Source organism: Brevibacterium sp. SMBL_HHYL_HB1 (assembly GCF_018208375.1).
GTDB classification, from domain to species: domain Bacteria; phylum Actinomycetota; class Actinomycetes; order Actinomycetales; family Brevibacteriaceae; genus Brevibacterium; species Brevibacterium intestinavium.
Window position 1 is genome coordinate 147,483 of the sequence record NZ_CP062936.1, and the last position, 21,336, is coordinate 168,818.

Below are 21,336 nucleotides of genomic sequence, written 5' to 3' on the forward strand. Positions count from 1 at the left end.
CCGAGTGCTCTGTCGTCGGGCGCTTCCTGTGCCGATTGCTCCGGGGCCGTTGCTCCGGGGCCGTTGCTCCGGGGCCGATTGCGCCGACGCCAGAGGGGACAACGCAGACTCCCGCCCAATTGTTCCCCCCCTCAGTCGGCAGGGCCCCCATCAGCGGGTGGGGCGGCGGGATCGACGCTGATGATGCGGGCGATGGACAGGGACGCCTCGGCGCCGGTGGACGTGACCGTCCCGCGCACCCGGCCGGCGTTGAGCGTGGCCGGCAGCATCTCGACGGTGCGCTCGCGGCCCTGCGAATCGGCGATCCGGATGAGGACGCGGGTCTTGGCCTCGGCCGCCTCCCGCAGCCGATCCATCAGTCCCAAGGGCTCGTCCGTGCTCGCCGGTTCACTCACCCCGGTCGGCGAGGAGCGCAGGATCCGGATGTACTCGCCGAGGTGGCCGTCGGTGACGCGCGGACGCCTGCGCACGTTCACCTCGGGTTCGGACTGGGTGATCACCCGTCGCCTGCGAGCCGGCGCGGTCGCGGAGTGGAGCAGGGCGTGATGGTCGCCGGCCTCGAGCAGGTGCATCGTCCGCTCCGGTCCCAGCTGAGCGATCGCGACCGTCGGAGCCAGCCTTTCGAGACCGGCCGGCAGCATCGCCTGATCGGAGAGGATGACGTCGAGGTCGACCGGGTCGTCGACGATGAGCACGGCTCGGGCCCCGGCCACGCGGACCCGACGCAGCTTGGTCGCGGTGCTGTTGACGAGGAACTCCAGGGTCGAGGGCAGCGCCTCGACACTGATCTCGGCGAGCTCGGCCAGGACGTCCTCCGGGCTCAGCCCCGACTGCATGCTCGCTTCGATGGTGTCGGCGTCGATGCGGTAGACCGTGCCCTGACCGCGGGCCTCGACGACGGCGTAGCGGCGCAGGATGTGGTGGACCCGCGGTTCGATCGGCCCGGTCGCCACGGCCGTGAGGTCCGATTGGATGAGCACCTTCTCGACTTCGCTGCCGAGGCCGTCGGTGACGGCGGCGATCACGTCGCCGGGCACCTCGATGGCCTCGAGGCCGATGCCCAGCGGTGCGATCGACGGGTCCTGGCGGGCGTACTCGACCATCGCCCTGTCCAGGCCCGCGGCCAGGCGGAGGCCGAAGCGGCTGGGCCCGAAGTGCTCGGGCTGCTGCAGGGGAGTGGTCGCCAAGCCCAGGTTCACGCAGGTGTGGAGCACCGATTCGGTCTTCGCGAAGTCGTGGGCCTGCAGCAGCGGATGTCGGCGCAGCACCTCGGCGTGGATCCACCGGGCGGACCGTGCCGTGCCCAGACCGATGTCGGCCAGGACGGCGAGGACGCTCAGCCGCAGCATCGGCATCGCGGGCACGGACTGGCCGTAGCCTTTGAACAGGGCCTTCTTCGGGGTGGCCAGCACGGTCAGGCGTTCGTTCTCACTCGCTCCGGCCGCGACCTGGGTGACATCGAGGGACTCGCGCAGCCACGCGGCCACGAGTCCCGCCCAGAGCTCGGCGCGATCGCCGGCGAGGACGGAGTCGGCGTCGTCGGCGGCCGTCCACTGCGGGTCGAGCGCATCGTCGAGGACGCCGATGAGGCGCAGCGACTTCGCCGCCAGCAGCAGCGTGATCGTCTGCTCGAGACCGAGGTCGAGGGTGCCGGCGAGCCGGGACACGTCCCGTTTGGAGATTCCGCCGCTGGTCAGCCGGGAGATCGGGGCAGCGGCGAGCTCGTCGACGAGACCGCGCAGAGAGGAGATCACCTCGGCGACGGCGGCCTGTTCGCTGTTGTGGATCAGCGGCTGTGCGATCGTGGCGGTGCTCGCATCGACTGTGGCCGGATCGATCTGCCAGGGACGGGCACGGCCGGACTCGGCCGCCGAGGTCGGCAGGAGGGTGATGGCTTCGGACTGGATCCGCCACACAGGGTGGGCGGCCAGGACGGAGGCGGTGTCGGAGGCTTCGGACGGACCGGTCCCGGACGTCGGCCAGGCCAGGCCGAGATCGCGCAGTCGGGGCAGGGCCGCCTCGGCGCGGGCGGGGTCGATATGAGGATTCTCACCGACGGCGATCTCCGAGGTCGTGCGGGCCGCCGTGGCCAGGCTGATGAGGACTTCGAGTTCGTCGGCGTCGAGGGCTTCGATCCCGCGGGAGACGCCGATGCGCGAGGAAGCGGCCGCGGCCAGGGCGCCGATCGTCGGTGACTCGGGTCGGAGGAGGTCGCGTCGTGTCCGGACGAAGGACTCGAACTCGGCATCTGCACTGTGGGACAGCCACTGGCTGAAGGTCATTGACATCGCCGCTCAGTCTATCGCGAGGGGTACAATGGAGGGGCAGTGCAGGACCATGGATCTCAAGGGAGGACGCGCATTGTCAGCCAATCGAGTCGACACGGCCGTAGTCGTCGCAGCGGTTGCCGCCGCAAGCATCGGGGCGCTCGGTCTCATCGGTGTCCTCGTCCAGGCATGGATGGGTCTCACCCCCAGTCCGTTCCTCACCTATCTGCCGATGCTCCTGGTGCCCATCGCCGTCGTCCTGGCCTGTGCGGCCATGATCCGCGCGGCATACCGACGCAGACGGACCGAGGTGGGCCACAGCTGATTCCAATGCTCGTGCCGCCGGTTCGCCGCTCGGGCACGAGCCGAACACGCGCTGCCCGCTCCGGGTCCCGGACTCCGAGCCGTCGGATCCCGGCACCGTTCTCCGGTCGCCGACTGACTTCGGACACGCCGGTTCCTGGACGCCGCTGATCCGGGCCCCTGGCTGACTCGGTGCAGTCTGACTGCGGTACAGGTCGATCTGCGCTCCGGCCGGTCACGGGACAGCTTGTTACAGGGGTTGCTGGTCTCGGAGCAGGGCGGTCTCGGCACTGACCGGGCCCGACATCGGACCCGGGCCTCGGATCCCGGCCTCGAACGCCAGCCTCGGGACAGCGGGGGACTGAGCCGCCGGGGCAAGCGCCAGAGGCCGATGCGGACTGCCACCGCTGCAGATCGACTCGACCGGATCGACTCGGACCGCCGAGCGTCATCGCCGGGTGCGACCGGACAGAAGGCGGCCACCGCCTCGACACGACAGACTCGCTTGCAAACAACAGACTCGCCTGCGCCAGGCACACACCCGCCTGCGCCAGGCACACACCCGCCTGCGCCAGGCACCAGCACCGCCCGCTCCGAAGCGGGTGCCATGAGAAGAAAGGACATCATGCCCACCGGACGCGTGAAATGGTTCGATGCCGACAAGGGCTTCGGCTTCGTCATCGCCGAGGACGGCTCCCAGGCCTTCCTCCATTCCTCCGTGCTGCCCGAGGGACTCGTGGTCACGAAGGGCACCCGACTCGAATACGATGTCGTCGAATCCCGCCGTGGAGCACAGGTGCTCAAGGCCCGCCCATTGAATACCCCCGGCAAGGTGGCGAAGGTGCGCCGTCGCCCCACCGCGGAGATGGCAGTTATGGTTGAGGATGTCATCAAAGTACTGGATGACCTCAACAACGGACTGCAGCACGGCCGCTACCCGGACCCGACGCACGGGAACAAGGTGGCCAGCCTGCTGCGGGCGATCGCCGACGATTTGGAGTCCTGATGTCATCACTGTTCAGTGATTGGCTGGCCCGGCAGAGCGCCGCGCCCGAGGCACACGCACCCGCCCCCGAAGCGCAAGCTGACGTCGCCGCCGAGGCGCCCGCCCCCGATGCGCGTCCGGCCGAAGCGGAGGCCGCCCCTGTCGGCGCCGATGCCTCCGGTGCCGTCACCGCCGAACCCGTCGCGGAGTCCGGTGCCGGGACCGCCGGGGCCGCGAGCACGGCAGGTGCGGCGAAGACCGCGCGCTCCGGCCGGGCCAAGCCGGAGAAGATCGTCCTCGACACCCAGCTGGCTGCGGCGATCGACATCGCCCGGAGCGCCATCGCCGAGGTTGCCGGCAGCTCCCTCGTCGGTGAACATCTGGGCACCGTGGCCGAAGGCACCCGCCTGGTCACCCACTTCTTCGTGTGCAACGACCCGAACTACCGGGGCTGGCGCTGGGTGGCCGTGCTCGCCCGCGCCCCGCGCGCGAAGAAGGTCACGGTCTGCGAGACGGCTCTGCTGCCGGGCCCCGACGCCCTCGTCGCACCCGAATGGGTGCCCTGGGAGGAGCGTCTCGAGCCCGGGGACATGACTCCGCGGGACACCCTGCCCAAGCTCGACCAGGACCCGAACCTGCAGCCGGGCTTCCAGCAGACCGAGGACAACTCGGCGGACAACGTCGACCAGATCGCGAACTTCGAATTCGGTCTCGGCCGTGAGCGTGTGCTCTCGGCCGACGGACTGGCCGCGGCCGCCAGCCGCTGGGAGCATTCGGAAGCCGGCGGGGAGGGCGAATTCGCCGCCCGGGCCGCGGCGCACTGCGGCAGCTGCGGCTACCTCATGCCGATCGCCGGTTCGCTGCGCCAGAAGTTCGGTGTCTGCGCCAACGCCTGGTCGCCCTTCGACGGCCGCGTGGTCGGACTCGAATCCGGCTGCGGTGCGCATTCGGAGACCGATGTCCGACGGCCCAATCACGAACCCGCCGAGGCTGTGGTCGACGACTATTCGGGCGAACTCGAGTACCAGGAGGGCTGAGCAGCCAGATGTCCCAGACGTTCCGGTCGCTGTCGGAGCCGAACTACCGGCACTGGTTCGCCGGTGCCCTGATCTCCAACACCGGAACGTGGATGCAGCGGACGGCGCAGGACTGGATCGTCCTGACCATGCTCACGGACAACAACGCCTCGGCACTGGGCTTCACCATGGCCCTGCAGCTCGGCCCGCAGCTGATCATGTTCCCGTTCGCGGGCAACCTCGTCGACAAGTTCGACAAACGCCGACTGCTCATGGTCACCCAGTCGCTTCTGGGCAGCATCGGTCTCATCCTCTTCGCCCTGGTCATCACCGATGTCATCGTGCTCTGGCACGTCTACGTGCTCGCCTTCACCCTCGGCATGCTCACGACGCTGGACAATCCGGCCCGCCAGGCCTTCGTCTCCGAGCTCGTGGGCGAGAAGCTGCTGCCGAACGCGGTCAGCCTCAACTCCGCCTCCTTCAACGGCGCCCGCATGATCGGACCCGCCGTGGCCGGTGTGCTCACCGCTCTCATCGGCGCCGGCCCGGTCTTCCTCATCAGCGGCCTGGGATTCGCCGCGACGCTCACGGTCCTCATCCGCCTCGACAGGTCCCGGCTGCATCCGTCCGGACGCAGGGGCCGGGGCGGTGTGCTCGGCGGTCTGAAGTACCTGCGCCAGCGCCCCGACATCACGGTCGTGCTGATCGTGCTGTTCATCATCGCGACCTTCGGATTCAACTTCAACATCTACACCTCCACGATGGCGAAGATCGAGTTCGGCAAGGATGCCAGCGGCTTCGGTCTGCTCAACTCGGTGATGGCGATCGGCTCGGTCACCGGCGCACTGGCCTCGGCGAGGCGGGAGAAACCGCGGCTGCGCTTCATCTTCGGCGCCGCCGGAGGCTTCGGGCTGGCGGTGGGTCTGGCTTCGGTGATGCCCAACTACTATCTCTTCGCGGCCTCGCTGATGTTCGTCGGCTTCGCCTCGCTGACGATGATGACCTCGGCCAACGCCTATGTGCAGACGACCACCGCGGCGAACTATCGGGGACGCGTGATGGCGATCTATGCGGCCGTCGTCATGGGCGGAACCCCCATCGGTGCACCCTTGGCCGGCTGGGTCGCCGATGCCTTCGGTCCGCGCATGGCCTTGGCCGTCGGCGCCGCCTCGGGGATCATCGCCTTCACCGTCGGGCTGGTGTGGATGATCACGGCGAAGGACCTGCGCGTCCACCGCGACCCGAAATCGCGGATCCGGCTGCACGTGAGCTATCACGGCAGGCACGGTCACTCCTGAGGTGTCCCACAGATGTTCGGACACGGCCTGCTGATGCGAGTCGCAGCCGCCCGGACACGGCAGGCACTCAAGTGCGTCGCATAGAATTCGACGGGACACCTCGGCGAGCGGAACGGACGGACTGTGAACACTGACATCATCACCTCGGTGCTGGTCGGCCTGGCGATCCTCGTCGGCTGTCTGGGCATCATCGTGCCGATCCTGCCGGGCTCGATCCTCATCGCGATCGCGGTGCTCGTGTGGGCGATCGTCATCGGCGGTCCCATGGCGTGGATCGTCTTCGCCGTCGTCGCCGTCTGCGTCGCGGCCGGAATGAGCTCCTCTCTCGTGCTCACCGGCCGCAAGCTCAAGTCCATGGAGGTGCCGAACACCTCGGTGCTGCTGGGCGGAGTGCTCGCCGTCATCGGCTTCTTCGTCATCCCGGTGCTCGGGCTGCCCATCGGCTTCGTGGCCGGCCTGTTCCTCGCCGAATACGCGCGCCTCAAGGACACGAAGACCGCCTGGACGTCGAGCTGGGAGTCGATCAAGGCGATCGGCCTCGGTGCAGGCATCGAGTTCATCCTCGCGCTGCTGGCCGCCATCGCCTACGGCATCGGCGTCTTCATCCACTTCTTCGGTTAGGGACCGAGTCGCACGGTCCGAAAGGGCGAGAACCACAGTCCGATCGCTGTGAGAGCGAAGATCGCGGCTGCGAGGACCAAAGCGAATTCGGCCCCGGTGGCGGCGGCGAGGAATCCGGCCAGAGGCGAGACTATGACGATGACGGCACGGTTGATCGAACGCATCGTCGTGTTCGTCCGCGCCTGGAAGCGGTCGGAAGTGATCGACTGCCGGTAGGCCATCTCATGAGAGTTGCTCAGCCCGATTCCGAAACCGTGCAGGAACATCCCGGTGAACAGGATGATCGCCGAGGCGGCTGTGGACCGGCCATTCCCCGACCCGCCGTGCGCGGCGAGTCCGGCCGAGATCAGGACGAGGACACCGACGGCTGAGCAGATGTGGGCGAGGATCACGGTCCGTCCGGTTCCCGCGCGACGTCCCACTGCCCCTGAGCTCAGTGCCCCGGCAATGCCGCCGAGACCGCTTCCGCCCATGACGATGCCGAAAGAAGTGGTGTCGAGGCCGACGTCGCGGAGGAAGTACGCGGCAGTGACCGAGGCCAGGATGGCCTGCCCGGCGAACCAGACGTGTGTCCAAACGGCGAGGTCACGCAGTGCTCGAGACGCATACACCCACCTCAGTCCGCCCATGACCTCGTGTCCGAGCCGCCTCTGCGACGGTTGAGGCGACTGCCGCGGCTGCGGTCGCAGAGGCCGCGTCGGTGATGGAGCCGAGGTCTCGGTCCCAGCTTGCGGCAGCCTGGGTTCTTCGACGCGGATGAGTGCGACGACGATCGCTGAGAACAGGAAAGTCGAGACATTGATGAGAACGGCCAGGGGAGCGGAGATGAGTGCGAGAAGCGCACCGCCGAGGGCAGGACCGGCCGTCTCTGCTGCCGCATTCGTGCCATCGATGCGGGCGTGGGCGGGCTGCAGGCCGCTCCGGACGACGAGGCGGGGCAGAAATGCCTGCGAAGCGCTGTCGTTGACCAGCGTCGCTGTTCCCAGAAGCGCGACGAGCAGAATGAGCGTGCCGAGTCCGAGCAGATCGGCGAACCACAGGGCGGGGATCGCACACAGCAGAAGTGCCCGCACCAGGTCGCTTCCGATCATGACCGGTCTGCGTCTCACCCGGTCGATCAGCGCTCCGAGCACGAGACCGAACAGCAGGTAGGGCAGCCAGCGCGCGGCGCTCAGCCAACCCAAACCGACGGTCCCCGCATGCAGATGGTCGACGACGATGACCTGCAGGGCGATCAGGGTGATCCAGCTGCCGAAGCCGGAGACGGTTTCGCCCGCCCAGAACCAGCGGAAGGCTCGAGGCAGCGCCGCAGTCATCGCCTCAGCCTAGCAAAATCCACCCGACGGACGTCTTTCGGCCACGGCAGCAGTCCTCTGCTCACAGGGCCAGTCCTCTGCTCACAGGGCCAGGTGGGCGATCTCCGGTGCCCCTTCGCCGAGTATCAGCCTGGCCACCCCGTCGCCGATGAGTGGGCCCATCGTGAGACCACCGGCGCCGAACCCCGAGGCCAGCCACAGTCCGTCCGCGCCCGGAACCGCTCCCGCGTAGGGCAGCGCCCCCCTCTCGCGTCGCCATGGGTCGCACTCCGACTCGGGTCTCGAGGACCGTCGCCTCGGCGAGCCCCGGGGCGATCCGCAGTGCGTCGTCGAGAACCCGCTTCGTTCCGGCGGCCGTCGCGCGCACGTCGAAGCCGACGCCGTCCTCCCGGGTGGCGCCCGCGACGATGCGGCCTCCGTCGAACGGAGTGATGTAGTGATGGTCGAGCGGGTGAATCGTCGGCCACGGCGATGTGTTGACGCCGCGCAGCTCCAGATGGAGCAGCTGGCCGCGTTGAGGAGCGATCCCCACAGAGTGGCCGAGCCGTCCGAGGAGGTCGGCGCTCCGCGCTCCACCTGCGATGACGAGCGCGTCGAAGCCCTCCGTCGCCGAGGCGGTGCGCACCGACCATGTTCCCCTGCCCGAAGCGGTGATGGCCTGGGCGGAGTCGGCGACGAACCCGGCGCCCTGCTGCCTCGCCCCGGTGAGGATCGCATCGCGCAGAACCCGCCCGTCGACGCGGCCGCCTCCGGTGATGAGCAGTCCGGTCATGTCCGGGGCGATCGGAGGAAAGAGCTCGGCAAGCTCCGCTGCATCGAGATCGTGGATCTCGCCCGCGACTGTCCCGGCGGCCGCGACACGAGAACGGATGGTCGCTGCCGCCTCGGCGAGGGTTTCCGGGTCGTTGTTGACGACGAGGGCACCGGACCTGCGATAGCCGAGGTCGGGGATGCCGAGCGCACTCAGCTGTTCGAGGAACGCGGGATAGAAGTTCCCTCCGGCCGCGTACGTCTCGTAATAGGCGCCCGTGCTCGTCGACACCCACGGTGCGATGATCCCCGCGCTGGCAGCTGTCGCCTGCCCGGCCATGGCATCGTCGACGATGGTGACGTCGACGCCGCGGGAGGCGAGGCCGAAGGCGACACCGGCCCCGGCGATTCCGCTGCCGATGACGCCGACTCGGGCTGAGCTGTCGACGGTGCGCGCGGTTGTGTCGATCGCGGTGCTGGTCACAGTGGGCCTCCCCGGCAAGTCCTCACGACGACGATCGCCGTCGGTCTGAGACGAGCCTACGCTGGGCAGCAGGATCGAGTTCCGAGCGGAGGTCTCCCGTCCTGCTGGCGGCATCCCTCACCGCAAGCACGGGAACGCCCCGTTGCAACGGAGCGTTCCCGTGCTGAGCAGAGAAGTTGCGGGCAGAGGCGTCGGCCTGCCGGAAGGGACTGCCTCGCTGTGCCCTGCCTCGCCGTGTCCTGCTTCAAGGTGCCCTACTTCAGGGCGTCGACGACGAAGTCGATGCAGGCCAGCAGGGCCTTGACGTCAGCCGGGTCGACCGAGACGAAGGTCGCGATGCGCAGCTGGTTGCGACCGAGTTTGCGGTAGGGCTCGACGTCGACGACACCGTTGTCCCGCAACGCCGAGGCCACGGCCGCGGCATCGATCGACTCGTCGAAGTCGATGGTGGCCACGACCGGCGAACGGTCGGCCGGCTCGACCACATAGGGTCGGGCCGCCTCGGCGGCATCGGCCCAATCGTAGACGAGTCCGGAGGACGTCCGGGTCCGTTCGGCCGCCCAGGCCAGGCCGCCGCTTTCGTTGATCCACTCGATCTGCTCGGCCAGCAGCAGCAGTGTCGCCACCGCCGGGGTGTTGTAGGTCTGGTCCTTGCGCGAGTTCTCGATCGCGGTGACGAGATCGAGCGAGGTCGGGATCCAGCGTCCGGAGTCCTTGATCTCCTGCGCCCGCGCAATCGCCCGCGGGGACAGGATCGCCACCCACAGGCCGCCGTCGGAGCCCATGTTCTTCTGCGGGGCGAAGTAGTAGACATCGGTTTCGGCGATGTCGACGTCGAGCCCGCCGGCCCCGGAAGTCGCGTCGATGACGACAAGAGCGTCGTCGTCGATGTCGTCGGGGCGGGCGATCGATGTGGCGACACCGGTCGAGGTCTCATTGTGCGGCCAGGCGAACACATCGGCGGCGAGCTCGCCGGAGGTCGCCTCGGCGGGGGAGGGGACGAGACCGGCGGAGGCCAGGGCCGCGGGACTGGGGATCGCAGACGTGCCCGGATCGGCGGCGAGCACGAGCGAGGACTCAAGATGGGGTGCGCCGTCGGTGGCCTTCGCGAACTTCTGACCGAACTCGCCGAAGGTCGCATGCGCGGCGCGGCGGCGGACGAGGCCGAAGGCGGCGACGTCCCAGAACACCGTGGATCCGCCGTTTCCGAGCACCACCTCGTAGCCTTTGGGCAGGTTGAACAGATCGGTCAGGCCGGAGCGGATGCGGCCGACGAGGTTCTTCACCGGAGCCTTGCGGTGGCTGGTGCCGAGCACCGTCGACGCGGCCTCGTTGAGTGCCTCGATCTGGGCGGGGCGGATGCGGGCCGGGCCGGACCCGAAGCGTCCGTCGGCGGGCAGGAGTTCGTCTGGGATCGTTATCTTCGTCGCAGTCACTCTCGACATTCTACGGCGGGTGGGCCGGGGCCGGACATCGGCCCGTCATATGGGGACCGGGATCAGCCGTTCGGTGGGGATCGGGCTCCCGGTCCAGCCTGCTGGCCGAATACTCGGACGCATGCGATGACTCGTGTCCGGGCCGGGACGTAGAGTGTGAACATGACTGAGCCCGTCGATCGACTGCCGCAGACGCGGAAGTCCTACGATTCCGGAATCTTCGACCACCCGGACGCCTCTCCGCTGGCCCTGTTCAGGCAGTGGTACGACGAGGCGGCCGAGTACGTCCGCGAACCCAACGCGATGACCGTCTCCACGCTCGACGCATGGGGTCCGAGCTCCCGCATCGTCCTGCTCAAAGGCCTCGACGAACGCGGCCTCCTCTTCTTCACCGACTATGACTCGGCCAAAGGCAAGCAGCTGCGCGACGATCCCCGCATCGCCGTGAACTTCCCGTGGCAGGACATGGAACGCCAGGTCCGCATCCGCGGCCGCGCCGAGGTGGCCTCCCCCGAGGACTCGGACTCCTACTTCGCTGTGCGCCCCCGCGGCTCGCAGATCGGTGCGACCGTGTCCAAGCAGTCCCAGCCGGTGGCGGACCGGAAGCAGATGCAGGCCGAATACGACGCCGCCGAGGCCGAGTTCGAGGGTCGGGACATCCCGCGGCCCGAGCATTGGGGCGGGTTCCGGGTCCATGTCTTCGAGATCGAATTCTGGCAGGGCCAGCAGAACAGATTCCACGACCGTTGGGTCTTCCGCCGCTCCGACGGCAGTCACGAACCGGCCGATCTCTCCGACGCCTCGGCGTGGTCGGCCGTGCGGCTCTACCCCTGAGGGCACGAGAAAACAGAGGCGTCCGAGGCTGCCGGCACAGACGAAACAGAGACAGACAAGGCAGAGGCAGACGAGACAGAGGCAGACGAGACGAGAGACAAGCGAGTCTGAGGCAGACGAGACGAGAGACAAGCGAGTCTGAGGCAGATGCGCTGGACAGGGGGGTGGCTGTGGCACCGACGACCCCAAACGCCGGCGCCGTGAAATATTCGACCCGCTTCGAGTGTTACGCGCGGGCCGGAATGGTCACTGCGTCCACGGCGGGCGTGGACTGCTGCATCTCGTTCGGAGGACGGAAGGGACCGGGCAGCGGATCCAGGAACAGGCACGGTCGGCACGCGAGTTCTGCACCGTGCACAGGGCGGACGATGTCAACGTCGGCTGAGTCTGCTCGAACGGGCAGGAAGATATGATCGATTCAAGATAAGATTGACTGAGTTCGCAATGGCTGCGAGACCGCGGAACGGTCGAGTCGCCGTTGCCGGGTCGCGGGACCTGAAGAAGATGGACGCCCCAATGGTCCGCAGTGGCCAGAAGACGAAGAGTGGAGTGGCTGGTCAGAAGTGAACGACCTCATTGATACAACCGAGATGTACCTCAAATCGATCATCGAACTCGAAGAACAGTCGATCGTGCCGTTGCGTGCTCGCATCGCCGAACGCCTGGAGCACTCCGGGCCCACCGTGTCGCAGACCGTGGCCAGGATGGAACGCGACGGTCTGCTCCACGTCGGCAATGACCGCCACCTCGAGCTCACCGCAGAGGGGCGCCGGATCGCCACCGACGTCATGCGCAAGCACCGTCTGGCCGAACGGCTGCTCTCCGATGTCGTCGGGCTGGAGTGGGAGCTCGTCCACGATGAGGCCTGCCGCTGGGAGCATGTGATGAGTGAGCAGGTCGAGCGCAAGCTCGTCTCGCTCCTGCCCGAAACCTCATCGGGGCCCTACGGCAACCCGATCCCCGGACTCGACGTCATCGGCGGTGAAGCCTCGGAGAACACCGAGGTGATCGACCTCGCCACCGCGATCGGCCGCGATGGCGCCAAGAAGCTGACGATCGCCTGGCTGGCCGAACCGCTGCAGGTCGACATCCACCTGCTCCAGCAGTTCCAGGTCGCCGGCGTCCTGCCGGAGAGCGAAGTCGAGATCTCCCGCAACGGTGAGTACATCACCGTGCAGGTTCCCGGGGCGCAGGACGTGCTCGACCTGCCCGTGGAGACGGCCTCGCACGTCTTCGCCTATCGGAAGTGACCCGCGACCGGGTTGAAACGGAACTGACCGGCGTCCGGTTTGACGCAACGCGGCCGAGTTGACGCAACGCGGCCGCACCGGCAGACGGGACGTGACCCCGACTTCGATGGTGACCACCCACGGGCCGGCCTTCGGTAACGAAGGGGTCGGTCCTGACGTCTCGATTCGTTACAAATGAATGTGATCCGTGACCCAGGGAGTGGCCGAACACCCCCTGGGTCACGTCGTATAACGAGGAAATGTTACGAAGATTTCGAGCCTTTTTAAGCTTCTGACCTGGGCTTATATGGAAAACATCACGGTTTCCCTCCCGTGGTTGTGACAGAAACGTGACAATTGATCACCGATTGGTTACAGTTGTTGAGGTCGTTCACGCAATGACGACTTCACCGCGAGAGCCGAACGCCACGCTCGCTGTGAGAAACCAAGGACCGACAGTGGCGATTGGCCCGGAAAGCCAATAGGTACGAGAGGGAAAACGTGGCAACTAAGCAGCATGGCCGCCGCGCCGCAGATGCCAAGGTCAAGACTCCGCTGACCGAGCTCACTGAACTTCTGAACACCAACTCCGGTGTCTTCGGCCGCCGCGCAGCAGTGGTCGCTGCCAGCGGTGGTCTGCTCACCGCAGCGGTGATGCCCGCGGGACAGGGCGCCGACGATCAGGCTTCCGTCTCCGCCGAGGCCGAGACCCAGCCGCAGGTCGAGTTCGAGAACCAGACCGTGACCATCGGTGATGACTCGAAGGACGAGAAGTCCGAGAAGAAGACCGATTCGTTCGGCGTCGAATCCCAGTCCGTCAAGGCCAAGGCTGCTCCGGAACCCGAGCCGGAGCCCACCCCCAGCGAAACCTCCACTGAAGAATCCGGTGATTCGGCCGGTACCTCCGGAGAGACCGCCAACAGCGGCTCGTCCGACTCGGACAAGAAGGAGAGCAAGGACTCCGACTCCTCGGACTCCGGCTCCTCCGACTCCGGTTCGATCGACGGCTCGAAGGCCGAGCAGGTCCTCGCCTGGGCTGCCAAGGGCGTCGGAACCCCCTACGTCTCCGGCGGAACCTCGCCGAGCGGCTGGGACTGCTCGGGATACACCTCATGGGTCTACAGCAAGGTCGGCGTCAACCTGCCCCGCACCTCCGGTGCCCAGAAGGGCGCGGGCAAGGTCGTCTCCCAGTCCGAGGCCAAGCCCGGCGACCTCATCTGGCATCCCGGTCACGTCGGCATCTACGCCGGCGGCGGACAGATGTACGATGCCGGCTCACCGAGCTCGGGAACCTCGAAGCGCAGCTACAGCTGGATGGGCAACGTCACCTTCATCCGCGTTCTCTGATCAGCTTCAACGACAGCTCCCCGTTCGACTCGACGGTCCTCGAGTCGGGCGGGGAGCTTTCGTATGCCCGAGAACCTGCGCCGATCAGCGCCGAGGCGAGGCTGGTATCGACTGTGCACGGTGCCTTCGACGGGTCCGCACGCGCTGTGTTGGGGTGAACGGAAACCGAAGTCTCCGTGTCGCGGAGCGTATGAATTGGGTCACAGGCGCTTGCGGCGTTATTCTGGAGAGGATTGAGTTCCATGCGCGCATCGAGCCGCCAGGCCCGATCCGGACGAACGTGAGGAAAGCTGATGGAGCATAGTCGAATGGACCGAATAGCCGCTCCAGTCTCTGGTGCGGAGTACATACGTGTCTCCGTGCTCTCTTTCCAGGCGTCGTGCCCATGAGCACGGCGCCTTTTGTGTTCCCTGGGGCCGGGGCAGCCGGTTTCGGCCCGTTAGCGATGAAGATGAGGGGCGAGATATGAAGACTCTCGTGCTGAATGCCGGATACGAGCCGCTGTCGATCGTACCGTTCACACGCGCCGTGGTGCTCGTGCTGACCGGCAAAGCGACAGTGCTGGCCGCTGAGGACGTTCCGGTGAGATCGGAGCATGTGAGTCTCGATCAGCCCTCTGTCATCCTGCTGACCCGCTATGTGCGCCCGCCGAACAGTCGTCGCGTCTCCCTGTCGCGCCGGGGAGTCCTGCGCCGCGACAACCACCGCTGCGCCTACTGCGGCAAGGCCGCCTCGACGGTCGACCATGTGGTTCCTCGCTCGCGTGGGGGAGTCAACAGTTGGGAGAACCTCGTCGCCTGCTGCCGGGAGTGCAATAACCGCAAGGGCAACCGCACCCTGGCCGAGCTCGGCTGGAAGCTCGACTTCCGGCCCCAGGAGCCCCGGCTCGGGCAGCTGTGGATGCGCGGAATCGACAAGCCCGTCGAGAAGTGGCGGCCGTTCCTCGAGTACTCGTACGCCGCCTGACGCAGCGGGCATCGTCTCGGATCGGTGGGGGGCATCGTCCCAGATGAGCTCGAGTGTTGTCCGGACTCTGACCGGATTCGGATAACGATGTGACATAGGGCAAGTGCTCACTGCGTTTGTGTTCTAGGGTGGGGTTCAAGAGAAGTCCGCTTCGACACGAGGAGCTTGCGATGAGTGAGCAGGACAGCACGCGGAACTCGGACAGCGCACCGGCCGGTGAGCCCGAGGCCGTCGTCGTCGGCATCGACGGATCCCCGCCGAGCCGGAACGCCCTGGCCTGGGCGATTCAGGAAGCACGCTCCCTGGACAGGCCGATCCGCCTCGTCGGGGCCTATACGATTCCCAGTGTGGCCGCGGCTGCGATCGACGTGTCCTACGTGCCCATCGACGACAGCTCGATCCGTGCGGCCGTGACGAACACGCTCAAGGAAGCCGCCGCCGAGGTCAAGGCCGCCGGCGTCCCCGTCGAAGCCGTCATCGAGATCGGCGACGCCGCGGGTGTGCTCATCGATGAGTCGAAGACAGGCTGTCTGAGCGTGGTCGGATCGCGCGGGCGCGGAGGATTCGCCGGCAGGCTGCTCGGCACGGTCTCCAGCGCCCTGCCTGCGCACTCGGCTTGCCCGACCGTCGTGGTGCCCGCCTCGTGGGAGGAGGGGAGCGGCCGTCCGGCTCACCCGACCTCGTCGCGTCCGATCCGCCAGGACGGTCGTGAGGTCGAAGGGTACGACTCCAACGCCGAGGCGGTCGAAGGTCTGCGCTTCGACGGAAAGGTCGTCGTCGGCGTCGACTCTCTCGGGGCCGAATCCCCGGCCCTGTGGAAAGCCGCCCGGTTGGCGGTGCGTCGGGGGTCTCCGCTCCACATCGTCGCGGTGATCACGACGACGGTGATCGGTCCCGAATGGCTGCCGAGCACCGCTGATCTCGAGCGTCTCGTCAACGAGGGCGCCGACAAGCTCGTCGTCGCCAAACAGCGCCTGGCTGAGGAATTCCCGGACCTCGACGTCACCTGGACGCTCTTCGACGGTCAGCCCGCCGAGGTGCTCGTCCGCGCCTCCGACACCGCCGAGGTCCTCGTCATCGGCTCCCGCGGTCGCGGAGGCTTCGCCGGCCTGCTGCTCGGCTCGACCTCGCAGTCGGTTCTGCCCTATTCGCAGTGCCCGACGATGGTCGTGCGAGTCACCCGCGACCACGGCAGGCGCAAGCAGCACGAGGATCCGGCCGAGCCGGGGCTCTGAACGGCAGAGGTCCATTCTCCGCCTCCCGCGGGTCGGGGTCGGGAAACCGTGACAAACGCCGAGGCGGCCGATCGGAAAGAATCGGCCGCCTCGGTGCTCTGTGTTCACTGCTGTGTGTTCGGTCGGCGCCCCCGGGCGGATTCGAACCGCCGACACCCGCTTTAGGAGAGCGGTGCTCTATCCCCTGAGCTACGGGGGCGTGATGGTCGTCGTCAACCACGATCACCCAGTGTAGCGTAGAAGAAACCTCAGTGTTCCACGGTGTGCCAGCACCTATTGCGAACAGTTTCTCGTTAGGGTCGAATTGTGTCGGATTCCGTTGTAGACGAACAGTTCCCAGAACTCGGAGATGTCTTCGCCGAGTGGAAGAAGCAGGCCGCCCATCTGGGCGGTCGCGACACTATGCTTCATTTCCGGGACTCGCGTGACGGCAGCATCGACCTCTCCGGAGCTCACCCTTCCGGACTGGCACAGCTGCTGGCCGGCCGCGCCACCCGCCTGTCGAGCCTCATCCGCGATCACGACATCCTCGCCGACGCCCGTCGTCGTGCGAAGTCCATCCGATCGAAGGCAGAGCAGCTGAACAACGAACGCGGAATCCGCGCTGCTCATCTGGCGATCGGCTTCGCCTCGTGGACGGAGAAGGACGCCAAGTACAAGTTCAACGCGCCGGTGGTCATGCGCCACATCACGCTCGTGCCTCGCGGATCCCGGGTCGAGGACTTCGAGATCGTGCTGGGCAACGAGATCACGATCAACCCGGCACTGGTCCAGCACCTCAGCGCGGAGTACGACCTCGAGGTTCCCGTCGACGAATGGGTCGACGCGACGGGAGGGCCCCAGGGCTTCGATCCGGGTCCTGCCCTCGACCGGCTCCGGGACCTGGGGCAGTCGGTTCCCGGACTGCGCATCAACCAGCGTCTGATCATCTCGACGTTCGCGAACATCGCCACCCCCTTCTCGACGGATCATCTGCCCACCCAACACCCCGTCCTGCGTGCGCTGGCCGGCGACGAGGAGGTGCGAGCCGCGCTCGGCGGGCCCTCGTATGTGCCGCAGCCGACGGCCGCCGAGGAGACGGATGAGGACGACGTTCACGGCCAGCCGACCGTGCCGATCACCGATGAGCCCCTCTCCGCATCGACCCCGGGCTCAGCAGCCCGCGACACGGCCGAGCCCGAAACTGATGCCGATGACACGGCTGCGCCCGAGACTCCCGATGATGGGGCCGCCGATGCAAAGGCCGCCGATGCGGAGTCCGAAACGCCGGCCGAGACCGACACGAAGACCCAAGCACCGGCCGATGATGTGAAGACCGAAGCGCCGGCCGAAGCTGGCGAGAGGACTGAGGCGTCGGCCGAGACCGACGAGAAGACCCAAACATCGGTCGCCGCCGACGGAACCGCTGCCGCCGACGCCGCAGCCGAGGCCGAATCCGCCGATGCCGAGGACGAGGACGCCGTTCCGGCCGCACTCCAGGAACCGATCACCCCGCTGCCGGACCGGAAACCGCAGGAGGAGTTCCTCGTCATCGACGTCGACGGTGATCAGCAGGCCGTCGTCGATGCCGCCGTCTCCGGACACTCGGTCGTCGTCGACACCCCGCCCGGTACAGGAGCCACCCAGGTCGCCGTCGCCGTGGCCACGACACTGGCCCACACCGGCAAGAGCGTGCTGTTCCTGGCCCAGACCTCCGACGCGCTCGACGATTTCTCCTCCCGCCTCGCCTCGGTGGGACTGAGCGACTTCGCCGTCGACACCCGCGAAGGCTCGGAGAACATCCGCAAACAGCTCATCGGACTCATCGGTTCGGCCGAGAAGTCCGAACGACCGGACCTGTCGAAGCTGCTCTCCGAGCTCAACGAGCAGCGGGCCACACTGTCCGACCACGTCTCCTCCCTCCATCGCAGGCGCGAGCCTTGGGATGTCTCCGTCTACGAGACCATGCAGCACCTCGCGGAGCTGACCTCGGGTGAGAACTCCCCGCAGACCCCGGTGCGCTTCGACGAGGACATCCTCGGCGCCAGCGAGGACCGTCGGAACATCCTGCGCGGCAAACTCGGCCAGCTCGCATCCCTGGGGGCCTTCACCCTCGATGTCGAAGACACCGTCTGGTTCGGTGCCGACCTCAATTCCGTCGAAGAGGCCGAAGCCGCCCGCACCGTGGCCGAACGCCTCGGCCGGATGATCCCGGACCTCGTGTCCGCGACCGAGCCCGTGCTGGCCAAGGCCCAGCTCAACCCCCGCCGCAACATCGACGGCTGGGCGAAGGCGATCCGCGTGCTGCTGCGAGTGCGCAAGACCCTCGACAGCTTCGCCCCCGATGTCTACGACCACCGCCTCGACGACCTCATCGCCGCCACCGGCACACCCGAGTACCGGGCCGAAGTCGGCGTGGAGATGGGCATGCTGCAGCGTCGTCGACTGAAGAAGTCGGCTCAGGAGTTCCTCCGGCCCGGCGCCGAGGTCGCCGACCTCCACTCCGCCCTCATCGATGTCCGCGCTCAGCGTGTGATCCTGTCCGACCTCTCCGGTCACGACGGGCGCCCGCAGATCCCGCGCGGTGTGCTGGAAGCCGATGAGATCCTCCAGAGCGTCGAAGCCGATATGGCCAAGCTCTCGCCGATCCTCGAGACCACTCCGGACGGGGGAGACCTCGGTTCGATGCTCATCGAGGAGCTGCAGGCCCGCACCGAGGCGATGGGCCGTGACTCGGAGAACCTGGCCGAACTGCCCGAACGCTCCCGACTGCAGCGTGAGCTCGACGCCGAGGGGCTGACCGACCTCATGGCCGATCTGCGTCGCCGCAAGGTCGACGACTCGCTGGTCGGACCCGAATTCGACCTCGCCTACTGGGCCTCGGTGCTGCAGACCATGGCCAGTGAGGATCCGGCGATCGGCCGTCACGACGGTGCCGCCCTGCACCAGGTGGCCGAGGACTTCCGTGAGAACGACCGCGCCTTCGTCGCCGCCGGTGCCTCCCGGCTGCGCTACAACCACGCTCAAGCTTGGAAGCGCGGGATCGACTCCGACCCGATCTCCGCCGGAGTCATCAAGCAGGAGCTGCTGGCGAAGCACACCTCGGTGAAGCGGATCTCCTCCCAGGCGCCCGAACTGCTCACGACCCTGGCACCGGTGTGGATGGGCAGTCCGTACACGGTTCCCGAACTGTTCTCCGCCCTCCCGCTCTTCGACGCCGTCGTCATCGCCGATGCCGGCCGGCTGTCGGTCGCCGACGTCGTTCCCGGCATCACCCGAGCCCGCCAGGTCATCTCCCTCGGCGACTCCCGGCTGCTGGGACCGCGTCCGTTCTCGATCGCGGTCGACCGCTTCGGGATGGACGACGGGAATCATCCGCGTTCGGTGCAGGACCGCCTCGGCGAGTTTCTGCCGCGCATGCGGCTGTCGAACTCCTACCGGCTGTCCCCGGTGGGCCTGATCGATCTGGCCAACCGGCACTTCTACGATTCGACGATCTCGACGCTGCCGACGGCGCACACCGGCGAAGGCAGCGGTCTCGAGTTCTCCTATGTCGCCGATGGCCGGGGCCCCACGGACATCGGCACCGGTCGGGTCGAGAGCCCCGATGCCGAGGTCAAACGCGTCGTCGAACTCGTGCTCAAGCACGCGCGCAACCGGTCTCGGGAGTCCTTGGCCGTCGTCGCGCTGACCCCGCACCACGCGCAGCGTGTGGCCACCGCGATCTCACGGGCGATGAAGGACCTGCCCTATGTCGCCGCGTTCTTCAGCGATTCGTCGAAGGAGCCCTTCGTCGTCACCGACGCCGAACGCGTTCAGGGGATGTCCCGAGACGCTGTGATCTTCACCCTCGGCTACGGTCGGACCGTCCACGGCCGGGTCATCCACGACCTCGGCCCGCTGTCGGGTGCCGACGGCAGGCGGATCCTGGCGGCCACGATGACGCGGGCCCGGAAGCGGCTGACCCTGGTCTCGAGCATCGAGGCCGAGGACTTCGACCGGAACAAACTCAGCGGGGGAGCGGTGATGCTGCCGCGCCTGCTCGAGGAGATGGCCGCCGGCGGCGTCAGCCAGCCCGGCCCCCACGGTGAGATCTACGATCCGCTGATGGGCGATATCGCCGATCGTCTGCTCCAGCTCGGCGTCGTCGCCCACGAACACTACAACGGCATCGATCTGGCCGTGGCGAACTCGACCGAGGACGAGCACGGCATGATCATCGCCGTGGCCGGTGACGGCCCCGAATACGCCTCGATGCGCAGTCTGCGCCAGCGCGACCGGGTCCTGCCCGAACAGCTGGCCAGGCGCGGGTGGAAGTTCATGCGCGTATGGTCGACCGATGCCTTCGTCGACCCCCAGACCGAGACCGAGAAGATCTTCGATGCCTGGCGCGAGACCGTGGAGACGATGAGTCCGCAGGCCGTGCTCAATGCCGCGCGGGCCGCCTCGGTGGTCGTGGGCCGCACCGGCAGTCGACCGAAGCTCGTGCCCGGGCTGCCGATGCACAAGTACTCCGCCGAGGGCCTCGACCAGATGATCGATTGGATCCAGTCCGATGCCGTCGTCCGTGGGGACGGGGAGATCAAGGACCTCCTCCGCACGGCTCTGGCCCAGAAGGGCAGCTCCACTCGCGGCGATTCCCAGCTGCAGGCCGCCGTCGACCGCTACCGTCAGCGTCATGCCCAGGCGAAGAAGGTCACCGGCGCCGAGGTGCTCATCCCGCGGTCCGACTCGACCGGTCCTGTGGAGGACGAGATCCTCCCGAGCTTCGACACCGGCAAGATCAGGGCCGATGAGCTCCGGTCCGCCGGTCTCGTCGAAACGGCGAGCAATGAACAGGTCGCCGAGGAGGCCGACGCCTCCGATGACACCGATGACGAAGCGAGTTCGTCCTCGAGCACCGAGGCGAACGCCGCAACCGGTGGGAACGCCGCAACCGGTGCGAAGGACGACGATGCCTGAGGACCGCAGCGAGGCCGAATGTTCGGGTGCCGCTGAGGACTCCGAGGCGGCTGAGCAATCTGCCGAGACCGAGGCGGCTGCCGCAGAGCGCAGGGCCCGTCTCGAGGCGGCCAAGCGCAGCTATCGCGCCACTCTGCGCAATGAGGCCGACACGGGCGGCGGCGGATTCAGCGAGGACTACTACCGATCGCAGAAACCGCCGCACTGGTCATAGGCGACTCGGCCATCACAACGGCTGACCAGACGCGTGAGAAGGGCCCGCCTCCCGGAGGCGGGCCCTTCTCTGTCGCGGGTGGGATCGACCAGGG

16 protein-coding genes and 1 tRNA gene are annotated in these 21,336 nt (G+C 67.5%); 12 read left to right on the forward strand and 5 right to left on the reverse strand.

Annotated elements, in window-relative coordinates; genetic code table 11:
• Positions 1–131 precede the first annotated feature (131 nt).
• Entirely contained in the window at positions 132–2,288 is a 2,157-nt protein-coding gene (locus tag IG171_RS00695; protein WP_249203901.1) for a helicase-associated domain-containing protein, read from the reverse strand.
• A gap of 73 nt (positions 2,289–2,361) precedes the next feature.
• Between IG171_RS00695 and IG171_RS00700 the strand changes: the two genes are divergently transcribed.
• The 5 genes from IG171_RS00700 (at position 2,362) to IG171_RS00720 (ending at position 6,490) form a co-directional block, all read left to right on the forward strand.
• Positions 2,362–2,592, forward strand: a complete 231-nt coding sequence (locus tag IG171_RS00700; RefSeq protein WP_212129081.1) for a hypothetical protein — start codon at positions 2,362–2,364, stop codon at positions 2,590–2,592.
• 603 nt (positions 2,593–3,195) lie between these two features.
• Positions 3,196–3,576, forward strand: coding sequence for a cold shock domain-containing protein (locus IG171_RS00705; protein ID WP_212129082.1), 381 nt, complete (start codon positions 3,196–3,198; stop codon positions 3,574–3,576).
• Complete coding sequence (locus tag IG171_RS00710; RefSeq protein WP_212129083.1) at positions 3,576–4,592, forward strand: DUF3027 domain-containing protein; 1,017 nt, start codon at positions 3,576–3,578, stop codon at positions 4,590–4,592. The genes IG171_RS00705 and IG171_RS00710 overlap by 1 nt, the downstream gene beginning before the upstream one ends.
• Before the next feature lie 8 nt (positions 4,593–4,600).
• On the forward strand, positions 4,601–5,869 hold the full coding sequence (locus IG171_RS00715) for an MFS transporter (protein WP_212129085.1): 1,269 nt from the start codon (positions 4,601–4,603) through the stop codon (positions 5,867–5,869).
• Between the two features lie 123 nt (positions 5,870–5,992).
• Complete coding sequence (locus tag IG171_RS00720; RefSeq protein WP_212129086.1) at positions 5,993–6,490, forward strand: DUF456 domain-containing protein; 498 nt, start codon at positions 5,993–5,995, stop codon at positions 6,488–6,490.
• On the opposite strand, the gene IG171_RS00725 is transcribed toward IG171_RS00720, so the two are convergent.
• The 3 genes from IG171_RS00725 to serC form a co-directional block, all read right to left on the reverse strand.
• Positions 6,487–7,806 carry an MFS transporter gene (locus IG171_RS00725; RefSeq protein ID WP_212129087.1) on the reverse strand — a complete coding sequence of 440 codons (1,320 nt, stop codon included), beginning with the start codon at positions 7,804–7,806 and terminating at the stop codon, positions 6,487–6,489. The two genes, IG171_RS00720 and IG171_RS00725, sit on opposite strands and share 4 nt — an antisense overlap.
• A gap of 61 nt (positions 7,807–7,867) precedes the next feature.
• Positions 7,868–9,040: an FAD-dependent oxidoreductase gene (locus IG171_RS00730; protein WP_212129088.1), complete on the reverse strand. Its 1,173-nt coding sequence runs from the start codon at positions 9,038–9,040 to the stop codon at positions 7,868–7,870.
• A 254-nt stretch (positions 9,041–9,294) separates the two neighbouring features.
• Positions 9,295–10,476, reverse strand: coding sequence for a phosphoserine transaminase (gene serC, locus IG171_RS00735; RefSeq protein ID WP_212129089.1), 1,182 nt, complete (start codon positions 10,474–10,476; stop codon positions 9,295–9,297).
• Positions 10,477–10,638: 162 nt separating this feature from the next.
• Here serC and pdxH point away from each other — a divergent pair, with 162 nt between their 5' ends.
• The 5 genes from pdxH to IG171_RS00760 all read left to right on the forward strand — a co-directional run bounded on the left by pdxH (position 10,639) and on the right by IG171_RS00760 (position 16,087).
• Positions 10,639–11,310 (forward strand): pyridoxamine 5'-phosphate oxidase, encoded by a 672-nt coding sequence (gene pdxH / locus IG171_RS00740; protein WP_212129090.1) that lies wholly within the window; start codon positions 10,639–10,641, stop codon positions 11,308–11,310.
• Between the two features lie 563 nt (positions 11,311–11,873).
• Entirely contained in the window at positions 11,874–12,560 is a 687-nt protein-coding gene (locus tag IG171_RS00745; protein ID WP_212129091.1) for a metal-dependent transcriptional regulator, read from the forward strand.
• Positions 12,561–13,040: 480 nt separating this feature from the next.
• Positions 13,041–13,886: a C40 family peptidase gene (locus IG171_RS00750; RefSeq protein ID WP_212129092.1), complete on the forward strand. Its 846-nt coding sequence runs from the start codon at positions 13,041–13,043 to the stop codon at positions 13,884–13,886.
• A 465-nt stretch (positions 13,887–14,351) separates the two neighbouring features.
• Positions 14,352–14,852 (forward strand): HNH endonuclease, encoded by a 501-nt coding sequence (locus IG171_RS00755; RefSeq protein WP_212129094.1) that lies wholly within the window; start codon positions 14,352–14,354, stop codon positions 14,850–14,852.
• Between the two features lie 170 nt (positions 14,853–15,022).
• Complete coding sequence (locus tag IG171_RS00760; RefSeq protein WP_212129096.1) at positions 15,023–16,087, forward strand: universal stress protein; 1,065 nt, start codon at positions 15,023–15,025, stop codon at positions 16,085–16,087.
• A 126-nt stretch (positions 16,088–16,213) separates the two neighbouring features.
• On the opposite strand, the gene IG171_RS00765 is transcribed toward IG171_RS00760, so the two are convergent.
• A tRNA-Arg gene (locus IG171_RS00765) sits at positions 16,214–16,286 on the reverse strand.
• 107 nt (positions 16,287–16,393) lie between these two features.
• Here IG171_RS00765 and IG171_RS00770 point away from each other — a divergent pair.
• On the forward strand, positions 16,394–21,028 hold the full coding sequence (locus IG171_RS00770; RefSeq protein WP_212129098.1) for a DUF4011 domain-containing protein: 4,635 nt from the start codon (positions 16,394–16,396) through the stop codon (positions 21,026–21,028).
• Positions 21,021–21,242: a hypothetical protein gene (locus tag IG171_RS00775; protein WP_212129100.1), complete on the forward strand. Its 222-nt coding sequence runs from the start codon at positions 21,021–21,023 to the stop codon at positions 21,240–21,242. The genes IG171_RS00770 and IG171_RS00775 overlap by 8 nt, the downstream gene beginning before the upstream one ends.
• Positions 21,243–21,336: the final 94 nt, after the last annotated feature.